The 24,726-nt window shown below is 63.5% G+C and carries 25 protein-coding genes and 4 pseudogenes; 16 read left to right on the forward strand and 13 right to left on the reverse strand.

Translation table 11 applies throughout. From position 1 onward, the window contains the following. Positions 1-216 precede the first annotated feature (216 nt). From OU800_RS06620 to OU800_RS06635, 4 genes are all read right to left on the reverse strand, one after another. Positions 217-2,730: a penicillin acylase family protein gene (locus tag OU800_RS06620; protein WP_268182182.1), complete on the reverse strand. Its 2,514-nt coding sequence runs from the start codon at positions 2,728-2,730 to the stop codon at positions 217-219. A gap of 98 nt (positions 2,731-2,828) precedes the next feature. Next, positions 2,829-3,293, reverse strand: a complete 465-nt coding sequence (locus OU800_RS06625; protein ID WP_268182184.1) for a DUF2489 domain-containing protein — start codon at positions 3,291-3,293, stop codon at positions 2,829-2,831. A gap of 7 nt (positions 3,294-3,300) precedes the next feature. Continuing rightward, positions 3,301-3,495 carry an SEC-C metal-binding domain-containing protein gene (locus OU800_RS06630; RefSeq protein WP_268182186.1) on the reverse strand — a complete coding sequence of 65 codons (195 nt, stop codon included), beginning with the start codon at positions 3,493-3,495 and terminating at the stop codon, positions 3,301-3,303. Between the two features lie 4 nt (positions 3,496-3,499). Next, entirely contained in the window at positions 3,500-3,997 is a 498-nt protein-coding gene (locus OU800_RS06635; protein WP_268182188.1) for an LEA type 2 family protein, read from the reverse strand. Positions 3,998-4,226: 229 nt separating this feature from the next. Here OU800_RS06635 and OU800_RS06640 point away from each other — a divergent pair, with 229 nt between their 5' ends. Then, on the forward strand, positions 4,227-4,763 hold the full coding sequence (locus OU800_RS06640) for a hypothetical protein (RefSeq protein WP_268182190.1): 537 nt from the start codon (positions 4,227-4,229) through the stop codon (positions 4,761-4,763). A gap of 105 nt (positions 4,764-4,868) precedes the next feature. Here OU800_RS06640 and OU800_RS06645 read toward each other — a convergent pair whose 3' ends face one another. From OU800_RS06645 to OU800_RS06655, 3 genes are all read right to left on the reverse strand, one after another. Beyond that, a complete protein-coding gene (locus OU800_RS06645) occupies positions 4,869-5,990 on the reverse strand; it encodes a hypothetical protein (RefSeq protein WP_268182192.1) in 1,122 nt (373 codons plus the stop codon). Positions 5,991-6,068: 78 nt separating this feature from the next. After that, a complete protein-coding gene (locus tag OU800_RS06650; RefSeq protein ID WP_268182194.1) occupies positions 6,069-6,548 on the reverse strand; it encodes a YchJ family protein in 480 nt (159 codons plus the stop codon). A gap of 5 nt (positions 6,549-6,553) precedes the next feature. Then, entirely contained in the window at positions 6,554-7,051 is a 498-nt protein-coding gene (locus OU800_RS06655; protein ID WP_268182196.1) for a DUF6231 family protein, read from the reverse strand. Between the two features lie 490 nt (positions 7,052-7,541). Here OU800_RS06655 and OU800_RS06660 point away from each other — a divergent pair. From OU800_RS06660 to OU800_RS06670, 3 genes and pseudogenes are all read left to right on the forward strand, one after another. Then, positions 7,542-7,898: pseudogene (locus OU800_RS06660) on the forward strand (OmpA family protein); the annotation flags it as partial. A 162-nt stretch (positions 7,899-8,060) separates the two neighbouring features. Further along, a complete protein-coding gene (locus OU800_RS06665) occupies positions 8,061-8,369 on the forward strand; it encodes a DUF1145 domain-containing protein (protein ID WP_268182200.1) in 309 nt (102 codons plus the stop codon). Further along, a complete protein-coding gene (locus OU800_RS06670) occupies positions 8,362-9,123 on the forward strand; it encodes a collagen-like protein (protein WP_268182202.1) in 762 nt (253 codons plus the stop codon). Before OU800_RS06665 ends, OU800_RS06670 begins: the two co-directional genes overlap by 8 nt. Before the next feature lie 39 nt (positions 9,124-9,162). Here the strand turns inward: OU800_RS06670 and OU800_RS06675 are convergent, their stop codons facing one another. Continuing rightward, positions 9,163-9,627 (reverse strand): CopD family protein, encoded by a 465-nt coding sequence (locus tag OU800_RS06675; RefSeq protein ID WP_268182204.1) that lies wholly within the window; start codon positions 9,625-9,627, stop codon positions 9,163-9,165. A 130-nt stretch (positions 9,628-9,757) separates the two neighbouring features. Between OU800_RS06675 and dinG the strand changes: the two genes are divergently transcribed. The 4 genes and pseudogenes from dinG (at position 9,758) to pdxH (ending at position 14,547) form a co-directional block, all read left to right on the forward strand. Further along, complete coding sequence (gene dinG, locus OU800_RS06680) at positions 9,758-11,902, forward strand: ATP-dependent DNA helicase DinG (RefSeq protein WP_268182206.1); 2,145 nt, start codon at positions 9,758-9,760, stop codon at positions 11,900-11,902. A 95-nt stretch (positions 11,903-11,997) separates the two neighbouring features. Further along, entirely contained in the window at positions 11,998-13,143 is a 1,146-nt protein-coding gene (locus OU800_RS06685) for a serine hydrolase domain-containing protein (RefSeq protein ID WP_268182208.1), read from the forward strand. Between the two features lie 68 nt (positions 13,144-13,211). Then, positions 13,212-13,838 (forward strand): annotated as a pseudogene (locus OU800_RS06690) (OmpA family protein); the annotation flags it as partial. Between the two features lie 61 nt (positions 13,839-13,899). Further along, a complete protein-coding gene (pdxH, locus tag OU800_RS06695; protein ID WP_268182211.1) occupies positions 13,900-14,547 on the forward strand; it encodes a pyridoxamine 5'-phosphate oxidase in 648 nt (215 codons plus the stop codon). Positions 14,548-14,709: 162 nt separating this feature from the next. Here pdxH and OU800_RS06700 read toward each other — a convergent pair whose 3' ends face one another. Next, positions 14,710-15,684 (reverse strand): IS110 family transposase, encoded by a 975-nt coding sequence (locus OU800_RS06700; protein ID WP_268179870.1) that lies wholly within the window; start codon positions 15,682-15,684, stop codon positions 14,710-14,712. Between the two features lie 594 nt (positions 15,685-16,278). Beyond that, on the reverse strand, positions 16,279-16,716 hold the full coding sequence (locus OU800_RS06705; RefSeq protein ID WP_268182213.1) for a DoxX family protein: 438 nt from the start codon (positions 16,714-16,716) through the stop codon (positions 16,279-16,281). A gap of 217 nt (positions 16,717-16,933) precedes the next feature. Here OU800_RS06705 and OU800_RS06710 point away from each other — a divergent pair, with 217 nt between their 5' ends. The 5 genes from OU800_RS06710 to OU800_RS06730 are packed head-to-tail and all read left to right on the forward strand — an operon-like array spanning position 16,934 to position 21,604. Continuing rightward, positions 16,934-17,587, forward strand: coding sequence for a hydrolase (locus OU800_RS06710; protein WP_268182215.1), 654 nt, complete (start codon positions 16,934-16,936; stop codon positions 17,585-17,587). A 1-nt stretch (position 17,588) separates the two neighbouring features. Then, positions 17,589-18,017, forward strand: a complete 429-nt coding sequence (locus OU800_RS06715) for an organic hydroperoxide resistance protein (RefSeq protein ID WP_268182217.1) — start codon at positions 17,589-17,591, stop codon at positions 18,015-18,017. A gap of 14 nt (positions 18,018-18,031) precedes the next feature. Continuing rightward, positions 18,032-19,045 carry an alpha/beta hydrolase gene (locus OU800_RS06720; RefSeq protein WP_268182219.1) on the forward strand — a complete coding sequence of 338 codons (1,014 nt, stop codon included), beginning with the start codon at positions 18,032-18,034 and terminating at the stop codon, positions 19,043-19,045. After that, complete coding sequence (locus OU800_RS06725) at positions 19,042-19,647, forward strand: antibiotic biosynthesis monooxygenase (RefSeq protein WP_268182221.1); 606 nt, start codon at positions 19,042-19,044, stop codon at positions 19,645-19,647. The genes OU800_RS06720 and OU800_RS06725 overlap by 4 nt, the downstream gene beginning before the upstream one ends. Then, positions 19,640-21,604 (forward strand): amidohydrolase, encoded by a 1,965-nt coding sequence (locus tag OU800_RS06730; protein ID WP_268182223.1) that lies wholly within the window; start codon positions 19,640-19,642, stop codon positions 21,602-21,604. The genes OU800_RS06725 and OU800_RS06730 overlap by 8 nt, the downstream gene beginning before the upstream one ends. Positions 21,605-21,734: 130 nt before the next feature. On the opposite strand, the pseudogene OU800_RS06735 reads toward OU800_RS06730, so the two are convergent. Then, a pseudogene (locus tag OU800_RS06735) lies at positions 21,735-21,899 on the reverse strand (hypothetical protein); the annotation flags it as partial. A 1-nt stretch (position 21,900) separates the two neighbouring features. Between OU800_RS06735 and OU800_RS06740 the strand changes: the two are divergent. Further along, a pseudogene (locus OU800_RS06740) lies at positions 21,901-22,071 on the forward strand (AraC family transcriptional regulator); the annotation flags it as partial. Between the two features lie 259 nt (positions 22,072-22,330). Here OU800_RS06740 and OU800_RS06745 read toward each other — a convergent pair. Together OU800_RS06745 and OU800_RS06750 are read right to left on the reverse strand one after the other, a co-directional pair. Next, the gene (locus tag OU800_RS06745; RefSeq protein WP_268182225.1) at positions 22,331-22,747 is read right to left on the reverse strand and encodes a nuclear transport factor 2 family protein; all 417 of its coding nucleotides are present in this window, start codon (positions 22,745-22,747) and stop codon (positions 22,331-22,333) included. 21 nt (positions 22,748-22,768) lie between these two features. Then, positions 22,769-23,017 carry a DUF2790 domain-containing protein gene (locus OU800_RS06750; protein ID WP_100548216.1) on the reverse strand — a complete coding sequence of 83 codons (249 nt, stop codon included), beginning with the start codon at positions 23,015-23,017 and terminating at the stop codon, positions 22,769-22,771. A 190-nt stretch (positions 23,018-23,207) separates the two neighbouring features. On the opposite strand from OU800_RS06750, the gene OU800_RS06755 reads away from it, so the two are divergent. Next, positions 23,208-23,714: a sigma-70 family RNA polymerase sigma factor gene (locus tag OU800_RS06755; RefSeq protein WP_268184223.1), complete on the forward strand. Its 507-nt coding sequence runs from the start codon at positions 23,208-23,210 to the stop codon at positions 23,712-23,714. Further along, complete coding sequence (locus OU800_RS06760) at positions 23,711-24,463, forward strand: anti-sigma factor family protein (RefSeq protein ID WP_268182227.1); 753 nt, start codon at positions 23,711-23,713, stop codon at positions 24,461-24,463. The genes OU800_RS06755 and OU800_RS06760 overlap by 4 nt, the downstream gene beginning before the upstream one ends. The last annotated feature ends 263 nt before the right edge of the window (positions 24,464-24,726 follow it).

A 24,726-nucleotide genomic window follows, 5' to 3' on the forward strand; every position in this document is an offset into this window, starting at 1 on the left:
AGGCTGGATGTCTTCTGCATACCCCGGCTTGGGGCGCGTGGGCCGTGCCGTGAGTCTGAAGAAGCTCCTTGTGGGCCAGACTGCCAGATCAGAAAGGCACGGAATGCAGGCAAAAGAAAAGGCGCCAGAGGCGCCTCAAAGATGATCTATGGAGTAAGTCGATTATTCAGAGTGGGGCGCTGAGCTAAAGGTTCAGCGCTGCCCGACGAACGGTCATCATTTGCCTGGCACCAGCAGCAAACGCTGGTTGCCGTAGACCTTGTCGAGATTCTCCGCCTTGAACGGGAAACTCATGTAGCCGCCCTTGAGCCAGGCCTTGATACCGTCGGCATAGTGCGGGCTGGCCGGGTTGCCGGACTGGCCCGAACTGTTGACGCCGATTAGCGGCTCCTCAGCAGAGAAGTCGACGACGATGCGCATGGCCGGGATCAGGAAGGTGTCGAAGTTCTCGCCCCAGGGATAGCCCGAGACGTTCAGCGTGCTGTAGTCGCCACCGGCCGGGTAGGGGCCGCGATCCAGGTAGCCTTTCAGCGCGTTGATGCTGGTGCGCTGGCTGGCGCTCATGTACGGCGCCAGGCGGGTGGTGTCGGTGACCCATTGGTAGGTGTGCAGCTTGCCCCATTGCCAGTTTCGCCGTTCGTTGCCCAGGCGGCTTTCCAGCAGGTCGATGCTGGCGGCCAGGCTGCGCGCCAGGATGGCGGGCTTGTCTTCTTTCTGCGGGGTGCGGATGTCGTCCCAGAATGGACTGTCAGGGCGACCGAGCAGGTGATCGGCCTGCGCCGAGTAGGAAGTATTGGCGGTTTCCACCAGGGCTTTCCAGGCCGGGCTGGTTTCCGGGCCGAGTTCGTCGAGGAAGGTCTGCCGCGCGCTTTCCTGCAGGAAGGCTCCGTAGATGGCAGCATCGGCCGAGCTGGCAGCCAGCTTGCCGTCGAAGGCCATCAGACGCTTCAAAGCTTCATCGGCGCGTTCGCGCTGGCCGGCGGGCAGGGCGGCGATAGCCTGGCGCAGCGCCTCGTGCATGGTCGGGTCATTGAACATGGCCTGCAGCTTGGCGACGAAGGTGGAGGTCTGGTCGTATTGCATGGCGATCATGCTGCGCTGGTCATGACGGCCATTGCCGGCCAGCTCGGCGATGCGCTCGGCGCGCTCCGGGTAGTACCAGGAGCTGGAAAGCTGCATGCCGTAACCTGGTGGCACGCTGCGCTGGTTGGCGGTGCCCAGCCAGCCTTGCGGCGGATCCTGGTCATAAGGGTGCAGCATGGGGTCGGCGAAACCGTCCCAGGCGTAGCGCTCGTCCCAGCCAGGTGACGGCAGCAGGCCACGGCCTTCGCGACGGTTGGGATAGCGCCCGGTGACTTGCCAGCCGATGTGCTGAGCGTCGGCGAAGACGATGTTCAGCGGCATGGCGCGGATTTCCCGCGCGGCCTCGAAGGCTTCGTCCACCGACTGCGCGCGGGACAGCTCGAAGAAGGCGTCGAGGCTCTTGTCACGCTCGAATTGGGTGGTTTTCAGCGCCAGGCCATAGCTGCTCTGCAGGGGCAGTGGTTGCAGCATGTGCTTGCGCTCGCCCAGTACCGTATTGAGCAGTGGGCCATTGCGGGTCTCGTAGAGGGTCTCGCGGATCGGGCGCTCGCCCTTGATGAAGAAGGTTTCCTGGCGCTCTTGCAGCGGCAACCACTTGCCGTCGGCCTGGTACATCAGGCGGCTGCCCTCGCGCTTGATGCGCTCGAGGAAAATGTCCTGGTTGTCGCCCATGACCATGGTCATGCCCCAGGCCAGCTTGCCGTTGTAGCCAGCGACCACGGCCGGTACGCCGGCCAGGGAAACGCCTGCGGCCTGATACCTGGGCGAGCGAATCTGCACGAAGTTCCACAGTGAGGGCATGCTCAGTGGCAGGTGGGTGTCGTTGGCCAGCAGGCTCCTGCCGCCGCGGCTGCGCTCGGGGGCGATGGCCCAGTTATTCGAGGCAGCGACGCCAAGCATGTGCTGGTCGGCGATCTGCGCGGCGCTGCGGGCAATCGCCTGCAGGTCCGGCAACTGGCCCTTGAGGTCGAGGCCGGCGAGTTTTTCCGCCTCGGCGAAGGGCAGGGGCTCGTCCGGGTAGATCGGCAGCAGCCAGGGCAGTTTGTCGACGCCGACTTGCTGGGCCATGGTCAGCGCAGCGATCTCTTCCTGCAGGTTCACCGACAGGCCGAAATTCAGCAGGCAGAACAGCAGCACCGAATCCTCTGGCTTCCAGTACTCTGGGCGATAACCGGACTCGGCCAGCTCCATCGGCAGGCGGTCTTTGTAGCGGAACAGGTAGGCATTGACGCCGCGTGCGTAGACCTCGAAGAAGCGCTTCAGGCGCGGCGAGGCGTCGGCGTAGAGAATCTCGGCGCTCTTCTTCAAGTTCACCGCGCGCATGAAGCGATCCATCTCCAGCACGCCGGGGCCGGCCATTTCTGCCAGGCGGCCCTGGGCTAGCAGGCGCATGCCGACCATCTGGCTGAGGCGGTCACCGGCGTGCACGTAACCCAGGGTGAACAGGGCGTCGTGGAAGGTGCTCGATTCGATCAGCGGCATGCCGAGGGCGTTGCGCCTGACCGATGCACTTTCGGCCACGCCCTTGACCCGCTCCACGCCTCGGGTGGGCGGCACGCTGTCGGCGTAGCGGCTGTTGAGCAGGGATTGGCAGCCGGCGAGGCTGATCAGGGAGGCGGCAAGCGTCAGGCGGGCCAGCGTGCGCATGGCGAGGTTCCTTGGTGTGCGGAGGGTGAAGCCGATCATGCGATGACTGGCCACAAAGGCGCCAAGGTAAAGAGGCCGAGGTTGCCTGGCAAGAGGGCTCAGACGTTTGCCTGAGGCCCTTTGAGCCCTTCGTCCAGCAACCAGCGTGCGGCAGTACGCGCGGCAGCCTTGTGCTGCAGTTCCAGGACGTTGAAGCGCTGCTCGAAGCGCCGCCGTTCGGCCTTGTCCAGCGCTTTCCAGGCCGCATGGGTGGGCACGTCGGCGGTGGCCTCGAAGAGCTGATGGAAGACCAGGCAGCGGCTGTCGTTGCTCAGGTCGCTGTCGTAGTTGTCCAGCAGCACCTTGATGCGGATGGCGCCTTCGATCAGCGGGAGCTGTTCATCCAGCAGGCTGCTGGCGAGGATCTGCAGGTCGCCACCGAGCCGCTGCAGGCGTTCGCGCTGAGCCTGGAACTGGGCGTTCTGCCGTGCCCAGACGCGCCGCCAGAGGTACCAGGCGTAAGTGGCCAGGCCCGCGATCAGCAGCAGGCCCAGAACCAGCAGCGTCAGGCCGAGCGTACTCATGCCCGAGTCAGGCACCGTGGCACTTCTTGAATTTCTTCTGGCTGCCGCAGGGGCAGGGGTCGTTGCGGCCGACATCCTTCAGGGCGTTGCGCACCGGCTCCTGATGGCCGTGGTTGCAATGTGGGCCATGCACATGGCCGTGCTCCTGATGATCGTGGTCGTGGTTGCAGTCAGGGCCGTGAACGTGGGGTGTGTTGCTCATGAGGTCACTCCGGGATGAAATCGCCGGGGATTATCTCGCCATTGCGCCTCATGTGCACGCTGCGACCGAACAACATGCCGGTCTTCACCTCGCCCCTGAGGCTATAGCGGATGGGCTGGTCGGGTTTTTCCAGCATCTTCACCACCTGGCGCACGTGCCGCCACAGGTTGGTGCGCACGGGCACCTCGAAGCTGTGGTGACCATGGGCGGGCACGGTGAACCATTCGTTGGAAACACCCTCGGCCAGAGGTATGTCATTGAGCGTGATGTCGTATACCAGCCCGCGCACTGGCAGGCTGACGCCATTGGGGTTGTCGATGCGAAAGCGCAGGCGAAACTCCTGTTCGAGCAGCCTGGCCTTGATCACATCCACCTTGATGAGTTGGACGTCCGGGTCCTTGAAACCACCTGTCATCCAGGTGGAGCATCCAGCGAGGCCGCTGGCGAGGCCCACAAACATCATTAGGCTGATAATTCTTATCGTTTGCGCCTGATAAAACATTTCATACCCCCGATGCGCTCCAGTGTAACAAGCAACTGCTTGGCTGCAACCTGGATGGGCGTCAATTATTTTCCGCCTGTGTCGATCACTGTGTCAGGGCCTTCAAGTGGCTGCCCAGACGGTGTCCGGGCACAGCGAGAGACTCGACATGGGCAAGCTGAGATGGCGTCGCTGTGAGGCGGTAAAAAGCTGCGCCATACTGAGCGGCGAATAGGACAGGAGTGTGACCATGAGTCGCTACGAGATCGCCTTTTCCGGGCAACTGGTGCCGGGTGCCGATCCAGAGACGGTGAAGGCCAATCTGGCCCGGTTGTTCCAGGCTGACGCCCAGCGCATCGCCCAGTTGTTTTCCGGGCGCCGTATCGTGATCAAGAACAACCTCGACGCCACCGCTGCCGAGAAGTACCGGTCGACACTGGAGCGTGCCGGGGCCCTGGTCGAGGTGCTCGACATGGATATGCCCATCGAGGAGGTGGAGCTGGCCCCGCCGCCTGCCGAGGTCGCGCCAGGCGCTGCAACGAGGCCTGGGCGCTTGCAGGTGGCGCCGCGCGATGAATACATGGCCGCCTTCAGCGAGGTGGATGCGCCGGATTTCGGCATCGCCCCGGTGGGCAGCGATCTGCAGGAGGCCAAGGCCGAGCCGCTGGCGCCTGCCGTGGATCTGTCGCAGTTCAGCCTGGCGCCAGTGGGCAGCGATATGGGCCAGGCCAAGGCCGATGCGGCAGCTCCGCCACCCGATACTTCCCACCTCAAGCTGCAGGAATGAAGTGCTCTGACCTGGCCCGGAGGCAATCCGGGGCCAGGTTGAGCAAAGCTCCCGGATTGCGTCCAGGCTACGCTGTGCCACGACCTTTTACCCGGTCGCGGTCTGCTAGCCTGCCTGGCTCTTGCACTTGGCTTCGGCGTCTTGCGGTTTTAGCTTGCGAACCGTGACGTAGAACAGCTCACAGGTCTGCAACTTGTCCGTCACCTGCCATTTCTGCGTGCACGCGCTGAGGGTCTGCTGGGCATTACCCGATGGGTTCTGGCCCATGCCGGCCTGCCAGCAGGCGGCGCTGAGATCCTGCCCCATGACCTTGATGCCGGTGGCGTCGGCCTTGGCCTGGCTGCCCCCATTATTGGCCGGGTCGGCTGCATACCAGATGTAGCTGGGGTGGTTGGCGCCGAGCACTGCGACCTGCTGACCGGGTGCTGCGTCGATCTGACCCAGGCCGAGTACTGCCAGGGACACGCCATACTGCTGCTTGACCCAGTCACGCACCGGGCTGCCGAAGGCGACCATGGGCAGACTGGTGCCACCCTTGCCCGCACTGAGTTCGCTGACCATGCGCTGCTGGTAGGTGTTGAAGTAACTGTAGACGCCCTCCAGGGTGCTACCGGCGCTGGCCGGCGCGGCGATGGGGGCGATGTCGACGATGGTCTGATAGGCAGGTGTCTGGGCCAACGGGATGCCGTTGTAGCCGAGCAAGGACGCCCAGCGATCCGTGGTGCTGGAGCGTAGATAATCCTGCGCCTGGGTCAGGGAATAATCCGGTGGGAAGTGCAGCAGCTCGACGCTCTTGCGGTTTTCCAGGGCCATGCCCAGCGGCAGGAAGAAATACCAGTTGTACTGCCACTTGCCGTCGCGGTTCAGTTGGCTGGCGCCCTGGTAGGCCAGGTCACCGGAATCGAGCAACTGCTTGAGCGGCTTGCCGTAGTCTGGGGGGACGCCGGTGAAATGGGCATGGATGCGTTCGCCTTCGTGCTTCACCTCGACTCTGGCCTGTGGATAGCCGTCGCGTTCGAGGCTCTGCTCGAGGTAGTGCTCGACGGTCTGTTCCAGTGTCCAGTCGCGGTAGCAGATGACGTTGCAATTGTTGGGGTAGGCGAACAGCCGCGTGACGCGCTGGCTGTCGCCGAGATCGACGTATTGCCCGGCGTGTTCTCCGGGGCCACTGGCGCAACCGGCCAGCAGGCTGGCCAGAATGAGGCTGAGGGCGCTTTGCTTGTGCATGTGCTTCTCCTTGTTGGGCCGGTGGTTGGCACACCCGGCTCGTTCAACTCAAGCAGAAGCGCTGAGACTTGTCAGGAATCAACTCAGATAGGCGCTGCAGCATTTCTTGAATTTCTGCCCGCTGCCACATGGGCACGGGTCGTTACGCCCGTGCTTGAGTGGCACGGTCGGGTCGAGAAAATACCAGTGCCCAGCGTGCTGCACGAAAGAAGAGCACTCTCGATGACTGTGCTCTCCCTTGGTGTCATGCCAGCGGGCAGTGAAGCTGACCTGGGCATGCTCGGGTTGGCCGCCGAACACCTCGCTGCCATGCACCTCGAGGCCGAGCCAGGTGCTTTGCGCGCTCCAGGCCGCCATGGCGTCACGAGCCAGCCTGGACTGCTGGGCGGGTAGCGTGGTGGCGATCAGATAGTCCACCAGACCCAGCACGTAGGCGCTGTAGCGCGAGCGCATCAGTTGCTCGGCGCAGGGCGCTGGGGTGCCCTGGTGATAGCGACCGCAGCACTGCTCGAGCGGGTTGCCACTGCCGCACGGGCAGCTTGGAAGGGAATTGCTCATCGGGTTCACCACCAGTACTTGCCGAAATTTTCCGGGTTGGCCCAGAACTTTGCGTTCAACCAGTCGGGAACTTGCTTGTAATCGAGCAGATCATAGGTAAACAGATGTAGCATTTGGCCTTCACGTTTGAACTGCTCGCTGGCCTGCATGGCCAGGGCGAAGAAATCGGTTTCCTGCCAGTCGCAGTCCGCCAGATCCACCAGCGCGGCGACGCGGCTGGCATTGAGATTGCGTATGCCTGCGAGCAACTCCAGGCCCTGGCGCTTGGGCAGATGCTCGAGGCAATCGACCAGCAGGGCGAGGTCGAAACGCTTGCCACTGAGCTCGGTCGCGAGCGGGGCTGCTGGGGCGATGTCTATTCGGCACCCTGGGTGTGCCGCTTGAAAGGCACTGACGGCGGGCAGGCTGCTGGCGCCAACCAGCAGCAGCGTTTGCGGGGCGTAGCGGTCGAGCAGCGCCGCCAAGGCCTGCTGCGGTGTACGGGAAGATGGGCGGCTGGTCATCGGGCGTCCTCGTGTGTGGAATTAAAGGCTAACTCAGAGCCAGGCAATGGCCTAGGTTAATGGCCGACAGGTTCGTGACGATGAGGGCGTCGTGAACGCGTTCGTGGTTGCGTACATCAGCGTTGAGTAGATGGATAACTGGCGGAGAGAGTGAGAGCCGTCTTTACTGAGTTGTTATCGGTTATGGGCCGATGAACATTGGAGACCTAAAACTATGAGTATCACAAGGAACGCTGTACCCCTGGTTCTGGCCAGTACCCTGTTGACCGGTTGCGCTGGCTTGCAGAAAACCGACTGGCCCACCTGTGCTGCCGTTGGCGGTGTTGGTGGCGCTGCGCTGGGGGCGATCGAAAGTTCTACCTGGGCGGGTGGTGGCGCACTGGTGGGTGCCGGTATGGGTGCTGCTTATTGCTGGGTGCATGGCGCCGACGAGCAGCAGGTGGCAGTGGTCGAGGAAGAAGTGATCGTCGAAGAGCCGGTCGCGCCGGAGCCGATGGAAGTCGTGCGCGTCGAACTGGACGTGAAGTTCGACTTCGACAAGGCGCAGGTCAAGCCGGAAAGCTATGGCGATATCAAGGCGCTGGCTGACTTCATGAAGCAGTACCCGTCCACCACCACCGTGGTCGAAGGTCATACCGACTCCGTTGGCAGCGATGCCTACAACCAGAAGCTGTCCGAGCGTCGCGCCAATGCGGTGCGTGACGTACTGGTCAAGCAGTACGGCGTAGAAGGCAACCGCGTGGATGCGGTGGGCTATGGCGAAACCCGTCCGGTGGCCGATAACGCCACGGCAGAAGGTCGCGCCATCAACCGTCGCGTCGAAGCGGGTGTCGAAGCGCGTCCCTGATAGCAGTGGATGATGGTCAGGCCCCGTCTGATTTCGGTCAGACGGGGCCTCGTCATTTCTGGGGGTGCAGAAAATCCCGGAAAACTGCCCGCCTGCTCTGGTGGTTGCGCGCATGACCCGTTAACTTGCGCACCATTAGAACAATGCTTACCGAGGGCGGGGATGAAGGGGTTGATGATTGGCGGCAAGGCATTGTCCTTGGCGTTCTGGTTGCTGTCGCTGAGCACGCTGGCGGGTTGGTGGGACAGCCCGTTTGAGCAACTGATCCTGCTCTTGGCGGTCTCGATGGCGCTGTTGCACGGCCTGCAGCTATGGCTGTTCTCGAGCCTGCTGGCAACGGCTGGCAATGGCGGGGGAGCACGCCTGCAGGTGTTGCTGTTCGGCATCTTCCACCTCTATTCGCTGAAGCCGGTGCAGAACGAGCCCGCCAGCCCGAGCGCTTGCGCTGAGCAGGAGGCTGCCCATGCGTAGCCTGGCCTTGACGTTATGCTTGTGTGTCACTCCGGTGCTGGCCGCCTCGCAGATCGAGGTGCCGTCCAATAGCCTGATGCGCTTGCCGGCAGGCCATGCCTCGCTGCAGTTGCAGCGGGTCGAGGTGGCCGATCACGCCACCTTGCTGATCCCCCCTGGCGTGACCGAGCTGCGCATTGGCGAGCTGAAGATGGGCCGCGAGGCACGCATCGGGGTCGCACCCAGCCAGCAGCCACTGCGCCTGGTGGTGCAGAACGCCGATGTCGGGCCTGGCGCCTGGATCAGCGCCAAGGGCGCGCCTGGCACTCATGAGCATCCGGCGACTCCCGGGCGAGAAATCAGCATCAAGATGCATGACCTGACGCTCGAGTCGCTGACCCTGGACGTGCGCGGTGGCCGCGGCAGGCCGGGCTATGACGGCCTCGATGGCGCCCATGGGCAGCCCGGCGGCTGTACCTGGGGCAGTGCCAGTGCGGGCTACGATGGCCAGGACGGCAGCGACGGGCATCCCGGGGCGCCAGGTGGCAAGGTCACGCTGGAGGTGCCCTACCATGTCGAGGTCGAGCGTGTGCAGGTACTGCTCGATGGCGGCGATGGCGGCCCGGCCGGTACGGCTGGCAAGGGTGGGCGCGGTGGTGCGGCCAAGGATTGCTGGCTGTATGGCGTCAAGGGTGCGCCGGATGGCCGCCCAGGCGAGCCGGGGCGGGAAGGCAGTGCCGGGCCCGAGGGCGCAATGCAGGTGCTGCGTTTCTGAGCCTGTGCGCCGGGTGCTATCCGGCGCACATCAGCCCATTCAGAACGACGGGCGCATGGCCACCAGTGCGATCAGCACCAGGCCGATCAGCAGGTTGCTGCCCACCACCCGACGGATGCGCCCCAGCACTTCGCCCCCGGCTGGCCAGTTCTCCGCTTCCACCGCGCGACGCAGCTCCGGCAGTTGCAGCGCCTGTATGCGCAGAAACAGCGCCAGCATCACCAGATACAGCCCTATCATGATGTGTACGTAGCGCGGTGCGCCCTCGAAGCCCGAGTAGCCAGCGTGCAGCATGCCCATGCCGGTCACCGGCAACACCAGTACCGCGATCCAGACCCAGACGAAGAAGCGTTTGAACACGCTCAACCACAGGCGCAGGCGGGCGGGGGCTTCCAGCACCTCGACGGCGGCGGGGCGCAGGATCGTCCAGGCGAAGAACATGCCGCCGACCCAGATCAGGGCGGCCAGCAGGTGCAGGGTGTAGAGCGGTGCGTAGAAGGTCATCGGGCCTCTCCTGTCGGTTCTTGGCGCAATCGTTCGGCACAGGGTTCTGCGCCGGATCGATTGGCGCGTTATGATAGCGGCCGCTCCGCGAATACTGAAAATTTATCCAGCCTTTTTCGTTACGGAATCCATGCTCAGCAGCGAACTCAAGTCCCAGATCCAGGGCGCCTATTCCCGCTTCCTCGAGGCCAAGTCACTCAAGCCTCGCTACGGCCAGCGGTTGATGATCGCCGAGATCGCCAAGGTGCTCGGCACCATCAAGAGCGATGGCGAGGGCAAGCGCCTGGGCGACCCTGCCGTGGTGGCGGTAGAGGCCGGCACCGGCACCGGCAAGACAGTTGCCTACAGCTTGGCCACCATCCCCACGGCCAAGGCTGCTGGCAAGCGCCTGGTGATCGCCACCGCTACCGTGGCCCTGCAGGAGCAGATCGTGCACAAGGATCTGCCGGATCTTTTACGCAACAGCGGGCTGAACTTCAGCTTCGCCCTGGCCAAGGGCCGTGGCCGCTACCTGTGCCTGTCCAAGCTCGACAACCTGCTGCAGGACGGCGCCGCGCAGAGCGCCACGGCGCAGATGTTCGAGGACGAAGGCTTCAAGCTCGACGTCGACGAACAGGGGCAGAAGCTGTTCACCGCGATGATCGAAAAACTCGCCGGCAACAAGTGGGACGGCGACCGCGACAGTTGGCCAGAAGAGCTGGAAGACAGCCGCTGGTCGCAACTGACCACCGACCACAGCCAGTGCACCAACCGCCACTGCCCGAACTTCCAGCAATGTGCCTTCTACAAGGCACGCGAAGGCATGAGCAAGGTGGACGTGATCGTCACCAACCACGACATGGTGCTGGCCGACCTTGCCCTCGGCGGCGGCGCGGTGCTGCCGGATCCGCGCGAAACCATCTACGTGTTCGACGAGGGCCATCACCTGCCGGACAAGGCCATCGGCCACTTCGCCCACTTCACCCGCTTGCGCAGTACCTCCGAGTGGCTGACTCAGATCGACAAGAACCTGACCAAGCTGCTGGCGCAGAACCCGCTGCCAGGCGATGTCGGCCGCCTGATCGAACAGGTGCCGGAGCTGGCACGCGAGCTCAAGACCCAGCAGCAGTTCATGTTCACGGCCTGCGAAGAGATTGCCGACTTCAAGGCCGGCGAGGACATGGAAGGGCGTGAGCGTCCGCGCCATCGCTTCGTTGGCGGCTTGGTGCCGGAGCACCTGCGCGAACTGGGGCTGGAGCTGAAGAAGGGCTTCTCCAAGCTCAATGACCTGTTCACCGGCGTCACCGAGCTGCTCAAGGAGGCGATGGACGGCGAGGGCGCGGTGGGCATCGCCAGCCACCAGGCCGAGGAGTGGTACCCGCTGTTCGGCAGCCTGATGGCACGGGCCAAGGGCAACTGGGAACTGTGGCTGGCCTTCACCGCCGAAGACCCGGAGGAAAGCCCGCCGATGGCGCGCTGGCTGACCCTGGCCGAGAGCGGCGCCTTGTTCGACATCGAGGTCAACGCCAGCCCCATCCTCGCCGCCGAGACCCTGCGGCGCAACCTGTGGAACGTTGCTCATGGTTGCCTAGTAACCTCCGCCACACTCACCGCCCTGGGCACCTTCGACCGTTACCGCATGCGCGCCGGCTTGCCCAAGGTGGCCGTCACCGCCATCGTGCCGAGCCCTTTCCACCATGCCGATGCTGGTGTGCTGCGGGTGCCCGATCTCAAGGCCGACCCACGCGATGCCACCGCGCACACCGCTGCGATCATCCGCGAACTGCCAGCGCTGGTCGCCGGCAGCCGGGGCACGTTGGTGCTGTTCTCCTCGCGCCGGCAGATGCAGGACGTGTTCGACGGCCTCGACCGTGACTGGCGCAAGCGCGTGTTCATCCAGGGCAACCTGTCCAAGCAGGAGACGCTGAACAAGCACAAGGCGCGCGTCGATTCCGGCGAGGAGAGCGTGCTGTTCGGCCTGGCCAGTTTCGCCGAGGGCGTCGACCTGCCCGGTGCCTACTGCGAGCACGTGGTGATCGCCAAGATCCCCTTCGCCGTACCGGACGACCCGGTGGAAGCGGCGCTGGCCGAATGGATCGAGGCACGTGGCGGCAACCCCTTCATGGAAATCGCTGTGCCCGACGCCTCGCTGCGTCTGGTGCAGGCCTGTGGGCGACTGCTGCGCACCGAGGCCGATCGCGGCAGCATCACCCTGCTGGATCGGCGCGTGGTCACACAGCGCTACGGCAAGGCGATTCTCAACGCACTGCCGCCCTTTCGTCGGGAAATTCACTGAAGCGCCCGTGACACGGGCGTTTTGTCGATTGGTAACGGTTCCCAACCCGCGCATTGACTGAAACAATGCGCGCAATTTGGTCAAAGGAGTCAAACGTGCAGGTTCAGGGCTATTTCGACTTGCGCTTCGAGGCGGTGAAGGAAACCTTCGCCAGCCTGTTCGACGATCCCCAGGAGCGTGGCGCTGCGCTCTGCATCCAGATCGGCGGGGAAACCGTGGTGGATGTCTGGGCCGGCGTGATGGACAAGGACGGCCAGCAGGCCTGGCACAGCGACACCATCGCCAACCTGTTCTCCTGCACCAAACCCTTTGCCGCCGTGGTGGCCCTGCAACTGGTGGGCGAAGGCAAGCTCGAACTCGACGCCCCGGTAGCCCGCTACTGGCCCGAGTTCGCTGCCGCCGGCAAGGAGCGCATCACCCTGCGTCACCTGCTTTGCCATCAGGCCGGTTTGCCGGCGCTGCGCGAGCTGCTGCCGGCTGAAGCCCTTTATGACTGGTCGACCATGACCGCCGCGCTGGCTGCCGAGGCCCCTTGGTGGCCGCTTGGCGACGGCCAGGGTTATGCGCCCATCACCTATGGCTGGCTGGTCGGCGAACTGATCCGCCGCGTCGAAGGCCGTGGCCCCGGTGAGAGCATCGCCGCCCGAATCGCCAAACCCCTGGGGCTGGACTTCCATGTCGGCCTGCCGGATAGCGAATTCGACCGTGTGGCACATATCGGCCGTGGCAAGGGCAACCTCGGCGATACCGCCGCGCAACGCCTGCTCAAGGTGATGATGAGCGACGCCAGTGCCATGAGCACGCGCTCGTTCACCAACCCGCCATCGATCATGACCAGCACCAACAAGCCCGAATGGCGGCGCATGCAGCAGCCGGCGGCGAATGGCCATGGCAACGCTCGCAGCCTGGCCGGCTTCTACGCCGGCCTGCTCGACGGCCGCCTGCTGGAAAGCGAACTGCTCGCCGAGATGACCCGCGAACACGGCGTCGGCGAGGACAAGACCCTGCTGACCCGCACCCGTTTCGGCCTCGGCTGCATGCTCGATCAAGCCGAGGTGGCCAACGCCACCTACGGCCTGGGCTGCAATGCCTTCGGCCATCCAGGGGCGGGCGGCTCCAGCGGCTTTGCCGACCCCGAGCGCGATGTCGCGTTCGGTTTCGTCATCAACAATCTGGGGCCCTATGTGCTGATGGATCCGCGTGCGCAAAAAATAGCGCGCGTGCTGGCCCAATGCTTGTAACTGCCTGGCCATACTGCCTGGCAGTCGTACTTTCAATAACACGAATCGACTGAGACCCTGGGGGCTTCATGCGTAACACCATCATCGCCTTGAGCTGCTGCCTGCTCTTCGCTGGCTGCTCCAACACCGACAAGAAAGAAGAAGTGGCCAAACAGGCCGTCATGCCGCCGCCGCAGGTCACCCGCGCCTGGCTCGACGAGTACGAACCCAAGGTGCGTGAAGCCGTCAAGGGCAGCAACTTCGAGTTCGAGCGCCGCGACAACCTGCTGGTGGTCACCGCGCCGGTGCAAGGCTCGTTCAACCCGGATCGCCCGCAGATGCTGCTGCCGGCCAGCCTCGGCCCGATCGCCCGTGTGGCCAAGCTGCTCGAAACCGACAACGACATCGCCGTGGTGGTGCTCGGCCATGCCGACAGCAGCGGCGACGCCGCCGCCAACCGCGACCTGAGCCAGCAGCGCGCCCGCGCCGTGACCTCCATCTTCCGCCTCAGCGGCCTCAAGCAGAACCGCCTGCAGGTCATGGGGCTGGGCTCCGACGCCCCGCGCGCCGCCAACGACAGCGCCGCTGGCCGTGCCCTCAACCGCCGTGTGGAAATCCTCCTCACCTCGCGTGACACCATGCAGGGCCTGATCGCCAAGTACAGCCATCCAGCCAAGGCCGAACTGAAAGACGCGCCCAAGGTAGCTGCCGTAGATCAAGGAAAACAAAGCAAGTCGGAGTAAGCTTGGGGCATTTCCAAAGGACTGAGGAAACGTCATGACCCAAACCTTGGCCGACATGCGCCGTGACTACACCCGCGATGGCCTGAGCGAGATTCAGGCCCCGCTGGAGCCCCTTTCCCTGTTTCGCCAATGGTTCGAGGACGCGGTGAAGACCGAGCAACCGCCGGTCGAACCGAACGCCATGACCCTGGCCACCGTCGACGACGACGGCCGCCCGCACTGCCGTGTGCTGCTGCTCAAGGGCCTCGACGAGCGCGGCTTCACCTTCTTCAGCAACTACGACAGCGCCAAGGGGCGTCAGCTCGCCGTGCGTCCATTCGCCGCCATGACCTTCTTCTGGCCCAGCCTGGAACGTCAGGTGCGTATCGAAGGGCGTGTGGAGCAGGTCACCCCGGCCGAATCCGACGGCTACTTCCAGGTGCGCCCGCTGGGCAGCCGCATCGGCGCCTGGGCCTCGCCGCAGAGCCGCGTGATCCGCGACCGCGCCGAGCTGGAGAGCCTGTTGGCGGAAACCGAAAAACGCTTCCTCAACCAGACCCCGCACTGCCCACCACACTGGGGTGGCTACCGCCTGCTGCCCGAGCGCATCGAGTTCTGGCAAGGCCGCCCCAGCCGCCTGCACGACCGCCTCAACTACCGCCTCAAGGGTGAGGCCTGGATACGTGAGCGGCTGGCGCCTTGATAGGTTGACCTATCGGTGGATGTCAGGCTTCTGGGGGGAATAGCAATCCGCGTGCGGCACTCTTGAAGGGGCGGTTAGAAGTAGCGTGCGGGATAAATATCGTGGACTCTGTCCCCCGGTTCTCCTAGCAAGTACACGGCGCTGTAGATACCGTCTTACCCGTCATCTCGCAATGGCTAGCTGCGGGTCAAAGGGTTTGCCGGATTTGAGTACGCCGTAAGCGATGCAAAGCAGCTTGCGCATGGCCGCGCAGACGATCTGTTTGCCGGCCTTGCCTCGTGCCTTTAGCCGCTTGGCCATCGCTCGGATCGCGGCGTTGTGGGTCAGGGAGACTACTGCTGGCAGGTAAAGCCCTGCACGTAACACTGAAGAGCCCATCCGCGATATGCGCACATGCCCTTTGTGCTTCCCCGAGTCCTGCAGCTTAGGGTTCAAACCTGCAAAAGCCGTAACATCGCGACTGTCACCGAAACGTTGCATGTCGCCCAGCTCTGCCAGCAGCAACGTAGCGGTTCTGTCGGCAATGCCATCGATGCTTTTAAGCAAGTCGCGCTGGCCTCGTAGGTCATCGTTGTCATCGAAGTGCTGCTTGATCGCTTTCAGCGTCTCAGCGATCTGCTGGCGAATATGCTCAAGTACCGACCGAATCGACGCAGCGACTTTGACATCGCTGGTCACGTCCAGACGGTTCTGTTCCATGCGCTCCAACTCCTGAAGATCCTTCAGACGATGATTCAGGGCTTTGAGGCGCTTGATCTCCGGTTGCTCGGGCTTCCAGGCACGCAACTTATGCTGATGCAGATGGCCATAATCGGCAATCAGCTTGGCGTCCACCTTGTCGGTCTTCACGCGCTGCAACTGGCTGCGGGCATAAAGCGCAATCTGCGTCGGATTCAATACGCAGATCTTATAGTCATGCTCGTACAACCATTCAGCCAGCGCTTCGTGATAGATGCCGGTCGCCTCCATCACGATCCAAGCCTGCGGTTCAGCATGCTTGCCCAACCATTGCAGCAGAACTTTAAAGCCCTTCGGGTCGTTGCTCAGCTTGGCCTTGGTGCGATGCTTGCCATTGGCCTGAAGGGTCGCGATGTCGAAGGTGTGCTTGGCGATGTCGATACCCACAACTGTGCTCATCTCCTCCTCCTTTGGGTAGCTGATCGTCACTGCATCCGTCCAACCTTGTTTATGCGAGCTCGAGGCTCTGGATACCGTTCGGACTTACTGGATGAGTGCGGAGGAGCGCAGCGCAATCTACGTTACAGGCTCAAGGCTTCAGGGCGTACTCGGCTTGCAACTCCTCCCCCGATGATCAGTCGGGAACCATAGCCTCACTGAAAGGCTTTGGTCGAGATACAAGGGCGTACTCGGCTTTGGCTGGTGGACTGTTCGCTTGCGTTCCTGAGTCCACCCTACGCGCTGCGAACAGCACTGCGCCAGTAGGCTATGGGCGCCATCCGAATCGGTTGAGGACGGCTGGGCCAAATTTGAACATTAGTGTGTGGCCTCATCTGATCCGGCTGGCCTGGGGCGACCGACTGCTTGTTGAAACCAGCAAGTAGTCCGGACAACCGCCGCAAATGGTGGATGAAAAAAACGTCATCCACCCTACGTCGAAATACCCCCCGCGTAGGGTGGACAACGCGAAGCTTGTCCACCCTGGTTCAGGTCACACCACCGCTCAAGGATGAGCCGTTATGCCCAATTGCCGGGCGTAACCTCGCGCCCCCATCAGCCCGATCGCTGCGCCTCGCGCTGACGCTCCAGTTGCCGCCAAGGCAACGGCAGTCGATAAGGCCCTGGCCCGGTCAGGGCCAGGCTGGCGAAAATCACCAGCATCCACCAGGCGAACTGGCCTTGCTCCAGCGTCCAGTCGGGGTGCACCAGTACCAGTGCTACCAGCAGCACGGCGATGATTGGCAGGCAGGCCAGGCGCGCGTAGAGCCCGGCGATCAGCAGCAAGGGGCAGAGCACTTCGGCGAATATGGCCAGGCTCAGGGTCAGCGTTGCGCCCAGCCCCAGCGGGTCTTCGATATGTTGCAGGGCGCCCTGCCAGTGCAGCAATTTGGGCAAGCCATGCACCTGTAGCAGCAGAAGGGCGGCGGCCACGCGCAGGAAGAGCAGGCCCCAGGCGAGCGGTGCGGGCAGTGGTGGGGTGGCGGGTGTCATGAATGGCTCCGATTCGTTGGATGGATGCCATCAGCTTGTGCGTCTCGGCGCGCCAAGGCTTGCATGCCTGTGCTCAGTTTGTAGCGCTGCGCCATGAGCCGAGTGCGAGCGCCGCAATAAAGCCACACATCCTTTCAAAGCGAGCACGCCGCTTCAATTTTTCGCCGTTGCGCTGGCGGAAGCTGAGGGTTCCCTGATTCTGTTTTGGAGAACCACCATGGCTACTGCTGTTGCCGCTCCCGGCAAGACCCTGCTCGATGCGCACAACCACACCCTGATCATGATCGACCACCAGTCGCAGATGTCCTTCGCGACCAAGTCGATCGACGCCGTCACCCTGCGCAACAACGCCGCGCTGGTGTCCAAGGCCGCCTGCGAGTTCGGCGTGTCGACCATCCTCACCACCGTTGCCGAGAAGAGCTTTTCCGGCCCGATCTTTGACGAGATCAAGTCGGTATTCCCGGATCATCAAGCGATCGACCGCACCACCATGAACACCTGGGAAGACCCGCGCATCGCCGTGGAAGTGAACCGTATCGGCAAGCCGAAGATCGTCCTCGCCGGCCTGTGGACGTCCGTGTGCATCGTTGGCCCGGCGCTGTCGGCGCTGGATCAGGGTTTCGAGGTGTACGTGATCACCGACGCCTGCGGCGACGTATCCACCGAAGCTCATGAAATGGCGATCCAGCGCATGCTGCAACTGGGCGCGCGCCCCATGACCTCCCTGCAATATCTGCTCGAACTGCAGCGTGACTGGGCTCGTGGCGAAACCTACGAGCAGACCGTGAAGACTGCCATCGAGAATGGCGGCGCCTATGGCCTGGGCCTGATCTACGCCAAGACCATGTTCAACGCCTCGGAAGGCCACTGAGATGAGCATCGAAAAGGTTCTCTACCGCGCCTACGCCGAAGCCACGGGCGGGCGTGACGGCCGCGCCATTTCCAGCGACGGCGTGCTCGACGTGGCCCTGACCACACCGCGCGAGCTGGGTGGTGCCGGCGGCGCCGGTACCAACCCGGAGCAGTTGTTCGCTGCTGGTTACTCGGCCTGCTTCCTCGGCGCGATGAAGTTCGTCGCCGCGCGCGACAAGCTGGCCATCCCGGCTGACGTGTCGATCGAGGGCGTGGTTGGCATCGGCGCCATCCCCACCGGTTTCGGCATCGAGGTGGAGTTGCGTATCAGCCTGCCCGGGCTCGATGCCGAAGCGGCTAACACCCTGGTGGAGCGGGCGCACATCGTCTGCCCGTATTCCAACGCCACGCGCGACAACATCGACGTGACCCTCACCCTGGTCGATTGAAAGGAGCAGACGACATGCCCCGTATTGCCTTGCTGAGTGCAGTGATCGCCCTGGCCATCGGCCAGGTGCACGCCGCTGATTACAGCGGTGTGGAAAGCAACACCCGAACCTTCCTCGAAGCACTGGAAAAGGGCGGCGGCAAGCCGCTGGAAAGCCTCAGCCCGCAGGACGCCCGCGCCGTGCTGGTGGGCGCGCAGAGCTCGGTGAAGGTCGACCTCTCCGGCGTCAAGGTCGAGGACAAGACCATCCAGGTCGGTGGCCAGCCGCTGAAGCTGACCGTCGTGCGCCCCGAAGGCGTCAAGGGCACGCCGCCGGTGTTCATGTTCTTCCATGGCGGCGGCTGGGTGCTGGGTGACTACCCGACGCATGCCCGCCTGATCCGCGACCTGGTGGTTAACTCTGGCGCGGTGGCGGTCTACGTCGGCTATTCGCCGTCGCCGGAAGCGCACTATCCCACCGCCATCGACCAGGCCTACGCGGCGACCCGCTGGGTAGCCGAGCACGGCAAGGAACTCGGCGTGGACGCCAGCCGTCTGGCCGTGGCCGGCAACAGTGTCGGCGGCAACATGGCCGCTGTGGTCGCGCTCAAGGCCAAGGAAGCGGGCACGCCGAAACTGCGTTTCCAACTGCTGCTGTGGCCGGTGACCGACGCCAGCTTCGATAACGCGTCCTACAGTCAGTTCGCCCAGGGCTACTTCCTCACCAAACCGATGATGGAGTGGTTCTGGGACAACTACACCACCGATGCCGCCCAGCGTGCCGACATCCATGCCTCGCCACTGCGCGCCAGCAGCGAACAGCTCAAGGGCCTGCCACCGGCACTGGTGCAGACCGCCGAGTTCGACGTGCTGCGTGACGAGGGCGAAGCCTATGCACGCAAGCTGGATGCGGCAGGCGTCGAGGTCACCGCCGTGCGCTACAACGGCATGATCCACGACTACGGCCTGCTCAACCCGCTGGCTCATGTGCCCACCGTGCACAGTGCGATGCGCCAGGCTGGGGTCGAGCTGAAGCGGCATCTGCAATGAGTGCCCTCCGGCCTGATGAAGGGCAGGGGGGCGACGAGCCGGTCACCCTGCTGATCCGCCATCGCGTGCGGCCCGCCCAGGCGGCGCTGTATGAGGCCTGGTTGCGCCGCATCGTCGGCGTGGCGCAGGACTATCCGGGGCATCTCGGGGTGGATGTGATCCGCAGCCACGAACAGGGCGCGCCGCTGTTCACCAGTGTGCTGCGCTTTACCGGGCCAGAGCGTCTGCAGGATTGGCTGGGCTCCGAGGTGCGGCGGCAACTGGTGGCGGAGGTCGCGCCGCTGTTGCTGGAGGACGAAGCCCTGGAGCTGAACCCGATGCGTGAGTTCTGGTTCGCCCCGGCCAGCCCGCAGCAGCCCCAGCCACCGCGCTGGAAGCAGGCCTGCGTCAGCTTTCTGGTGATCCTGCCGCTGAGCCTGCTGGTGCCGCAGTTGTGGCACCCGGCATTCGTCGCCTGGCCCTGGCTGGGCGGCTGGTTGCCGAGCAACGTGGTGATCACCCTGAGCATCGTCCTGCTGGTGGTCTACCTGTTCATGCCGCGCGTCACCCGCTGGCTCGCGCCCTGGCTGGAGGCCGGCGACAAAGGAGAACGCCATGACTGACGACAGCCCTTCCAACAGTCGGCGACGCTTTCTCGCCGCCTCGTCCATTCTCGGCGCCGCTGGTGCGCTATGGCCGGCGTTGCCGATCTTCGGTGGCGAACGGCAAGGAGATTCTTCCATGCATCCCGATCTGATTCTGTTCAACGGCCGTCTGCACACGGTCGACCGTGAAAACCCTCAGGCCACGGCAGTGGCCATCCAGGACGGGCGTTTCGTTGCCGTCGGCAGCGACGCCGAGGTCATGCCCCTGCGCGGCGCCGGCACCCAGGTCATCGACCTGCAGCGCCGCACCGTGATCCCCGGCCTCAACGACTCGCACCTGCACCTGATCCGTGGCGGTCTCAACTACAACCTGGAGCTACGCTGGGAAGGCGTGCCCTCGCTGGCCGATGCCCTGCGCATGCTCAAGACCCAGGCCGAGCGCACCCCGGCGCCGCAGTGGGTGCGCGTGGTCGGTGGCTGGAACGAATTCCAGTTCGCCGAAAAGCGCATGCCCACCCTGGAGGAAATCAACCAGGCGGCGCCGGACACCCCGGTGTTCATCCTCCACCTCTACGACCGTGCGCTGCTCAACCGCGCGGCGCTGCGGGTGGTCGGCTATGACCGCAACACGCCCAACCCGCCCGGCGGCGAGATCGTCCGCGATGCCAACGGTGAGCCTACCGGCATGCTGGTAGCGCGGCCCAACGCGATGATCCTCTACGCCACCCTGGCCAAGGGGCCGAAGCTGCCGCTGGAGTACCAGGTCAACTCCACCCGCCAGTTCATGCGCGAGCTCAACCGCCTCGGCGTGACCAGCGCCATCGACGCGGGCGGCGGTTTCCAGAACTACCCGGACGACTACCAGGTGATCGAGCAACTGGCCAAGGAGGGCCAGCTCAGCGTGCGCATTGCCTACAACCTGTTCACCCAGAAGCCCAAGGAAGAGCTGGCTGACTTCCAGAACTGGAGCAGGATCGTCAAACCGGGGCAGGGCAGCGACTTCTTCCGCCACAACGGCGCTGGCGAGATGCTGGTGTTCTCCGCCGCCGATTTCGAGGACTTCCTCGAACCGCGTCCGGATCTGGCCGCCAGCATGGAAGCCGAACTGGAGCCGGTGGTGCGCCACCTGGTCGAACAGCGCTGGCCGTTCCGCCTGCACGCCACCTATGACGAGTCCATCTCGCGCATGCTCGACGTGTTCGAGAAGGTCGACCGCGACATTCCCTTCAATGGCCTGCCGTGGTTCTTCGACCACGCCGAGACCATCAGCCCGCGTAATATCGAGCGCGTTCGCGCCCTCGGCGGCGGCATCGCCATCCAGGATCGCATGGCCTTCCAGGGTGAATACTTCGTCGACCGCTACGGCGCCAAGGCTGCCGAACAGACCCCGCCGATCCAGCGCATGCTGGCCGAGGGCGTGCCGGTCGGCGCCGGCACCGATGCCACCCGCGTCTCCAGCTACAACCCCTGGACGTCGCTGTACTGGCTGGTCAGCGGCAAGACCGTTGGTGGCCTGGAGCTGTACCCGCAGGGCCTGCCGCGCGCCACCGCGCTGCAACTGTTCACCCATGGCAGCGCCTGGTTCTCCAGCGAGCAGGGCAAGAAGGGGCAGATCAAGGTCGGCCAACTGGCGGATCTGGTTGCCTTGTCAGCGGACTTCTTCGCCATCGAGGACGAGCAGATCAAGTGGCTGGAATCGGTGCTCACCGTGGTCGACGGCAAGGTGGTCTACGCCGCAGCCGAATTCGACAAACTTGGCCCGCCCGCGCTGCCGGTGATGCCCGACTGGTCACCGGTGGCCCTGGTGCCCGGCCACTGGCGGCAGAACGCACCGTTGGTGGCCCAGGTACACCAGTGCGTGGGCTCCTGCGCTGTACACGCCCACAACCACGAACGCGCTCGCCTCTCCAACGCTCCAGTCAGTGACTTCCAAGGTTTCTGGGGCGCCTTCGGCTGCTCCTGCTTCGCCTTCTAAGACAGAGCCTCGCATCGTCTCTAGGCGATGCGGGGCTCTTTTGTGAAGTGGCTAGGGTGATTGGTGTTCGGAAGGGAGACTGGCAGCTATCGGCTAAAAGCGGCCATTGGATACGAGTGAGGGCGAAGCTCTAATAATCGGTGATGGTCGTCCCGGCTATGGTCTCGGCGAAGCCGATACCGAGCACCCTTGCCGGCGTTTCAAAGCCGGCTCGTCGTGTACCACCCAGCAGTCGACGTGCTGCCTCCACTGCGGCCAACGGTGTATAGCTGTAGCCGTTCACGGTCTCGATCAATGCAGGTTTCTCGGTCGCTCCGCTCACATCTGATCTGATGGATGCCTGGGTACGCCTGTTGCGTTTGATGAATCGACCGGAAGAGTTTGCAGCCCTGGCGCCCGTCTACGAACGTGAGACTCTTTTTCGGGTTCTGCAAGGGCCTCATGGCTGGATGCTGCGTGACATCGCGCACAAAAGCTGGGGCGATTCAGACCGATCGCGCTGCCGGTGTTGTTGCACGATTGGCATGTGTGTAGGAGCGAATTTAGCGATTAAAGGCTGGGCTATCCCTTCGCACTTGCAGGGATAGCCCAGCGCTATACAACCGCTCACCGACTATAGTGGAGCGCATGGAAGCCTACTTCAGTGGCCACGGTTGCGAACCCCAGTTCCGCCATCAGCGATTCTAAAAATAGCGAAGGAAGACCAGTGACGCGGGCTGGGCATATCTAGGAAGAGGGAACGACCTGCCAGACCTCTTCAGCGATGCGACCGTTACGGTAAACAAGCACATAGCGCACATGGAGGGGCTGCCGGCCTGCGAAATATACCGTCGCAGTCACGGTAGAACCTTTCGGGTTTGAAGCTTCTTCCAGATTCTCGATTTTTAGCTGTAGCGGCCCCTGCGAGTCTGTGAATTTATGCCATACGGGCATGATCGCGGCGGTACCTACGTAGCTGCCATCGAGTGGGCCGCCGATCCAGGTGAGATGAGCATCTTTTTCATAGTTGTTGATGAGCGCCGCAAGATCGTTTGTGGCGATTGCCTTGAAATGCGCCTCCGCTGCATCACTGGTGGTGCTCGCCTGGGCGTTACCGATGGCGAGTGAGAGCATGGTTAGAAGGATCTGTGGTTTGAGTGTCATGTTGTTGTCCTGATGAGTGGGTTAGTTCTCGTTGCTGCACTGGCCCGCTACCTGGTACTCGAGCAGGTGAACGTTCCCCGCGTGGTCGAGGTATTTGAGTTGCGCCGGTTGAATGCCGCAGAAGCTCGTGAGGTCCGTGCTCTCGAGGATTTTGTCGATGTCCAGATGCAGATAGGTTCCGGTTCGGTCGATGATTGGCGGTGGCTGGCCATCGGCAAGCAGAGGCATCGAAACGGCGAGAAGGGATAGGCTGAATAGTTGTCGGCGCATGCTTGTAAGCTCTGAAGGGGTGATAGGGGACCTGTCGAATCGCTCGGCAGGACATTGGTAATACGCCGGACACCGCGCTTTATTCCCGCGCTCAAAATATTCTGCTGCTCCTGGAATAATCCGCGCACCCATGCGTCTTACCGTTGCTACTGGCCAATCGAGCCGGTCAAGTCGGTGGATGCAGATGAGTTTGGAAATGACGGATGAGCAGTTGCGTGAGTTGTTGCCGCGCCTGCGACGTTTCGCGCTTTGGCTGACCCGCCACAGTGCGAGTGCGGACGATCTGGTTCAGTCCGCCCTTGAGCGGGCGCTGAGCCGCAGCGCCAGCAAGCAGGCCGAGGGCGACTTGCGGGCGTGGCTGTTCACCATTCTCTATCGGTTGTTCCTCGACGGGCAGCGGCGCAGCCGTCGCTATGCCCGTATTCTGCAGTTCTTCACTGGCGACGAGCCGCAAGCGGCATCGGCCGAAGAGGTGACGATAGCCCGCTCGACGCTCGATGCCTTTGCTGCACTGACCACGGAGCAACGCGCGCTCCTGCTGCTGGTGGGCGTCGAGGGGTTAAGCTATCGCGAAGTTGCCGAAACACTCGATGTGCCAATAGGCACCGTCATGTCGCGACTGTCCCGGGCGCGTAAAGCGCTACGTGAGGCCAGCGAAGGGCAGATCACTCAACCTCCGTTGCGGTTAATCAAATGAAGTCCAATTACCCCAGTGAAGACGAACTGCAGGCCTATGTGGACGGGCAGCTAGACGCCATGCGGCACGCCGAGATCAAGGCTTTTGCCGCCGCGGACGCTGGTCTGGCCGGCTGGATCGATCGGCTGCACGTGGAGAATCAGCAGCTTCGCGCAGCGCTGGCCAGCTTGCCGCCACTGAAGCCCGAACCTCGGCTGGACCCGGCCGCGATACGCCGTGGCCTGGCACGTCGCCGGCAGACGCGCCTGGCGGTCGCTGCTTCGGTTCTCTTGGCCTTCGGGCTGGGTAGTTTGGGCGGTTGGCAGGGGCACGGCATGGTCATGCAATCGACTAGCCTGCCAATGGCCGATGCAGTGCAGGCCTATCGGCTGTTCAGCGAGAGCGGCAACCCGGTAGTCGACATCGCCGCCGGCGAGCCGGGAAAACTGCAAAACTGGCTGGATATGCACTTCGTCCACGCGGCACCGATGCCCGACCTCAGGAGCTACGGTTTCTACCCGGTGGGCGGTCGTCTGATGGCCACAGAGCAGGGCGCCGCGGCGATGGTGCTGTACCGGGATGATCGCGGTGAAACCGTGCTCTTCTACATCCGCCCGCCGGGCCATTCCGTCATTGGCCGCGGCAGCCGGCGCGAAGGCGACCTGCTTGCCCAGTACTGGGCCGATCAGGGCTATCACTACGCGGTGGTAAGCACGGGCAGCAGTCCGCGCGCGGCCGCGGTGCAACGGGCACTCGACCCACTGATCTAGCCTGTGTCTGCCTCTGAGCAGCGCAACCAGAAGCGCTTCAGTGCCGGCGAGACAAAGACCAGCAGCTAAAGACCAGCAGCTGGTCATCGAGCCAGGGTTCGGCGAGTAGTTGCCGCATGTGGCAGGGGCCTCGATCAGCCCCATATCGATTTTAGAGGCGGCAACCTGCTGTGCGATCAACGGCTGTTGCCGGGCGATACGTTCAGCCTGGTTTGCGGCACGGCCTCAAGCTCATTCAGCGCAGCGCTGGTGGCCGATCGCGA

Origin of the sequence: Pseudomonas sp. GOM7 (assembly GCF_026723825.1) — a bacterium.
Taxonomy (GTDB): Bacteria; Pseudomonadota; Gammaproteobacteria; order Pseudomonadales; family Pseudomonadaceae; genus Aquipseudomonas.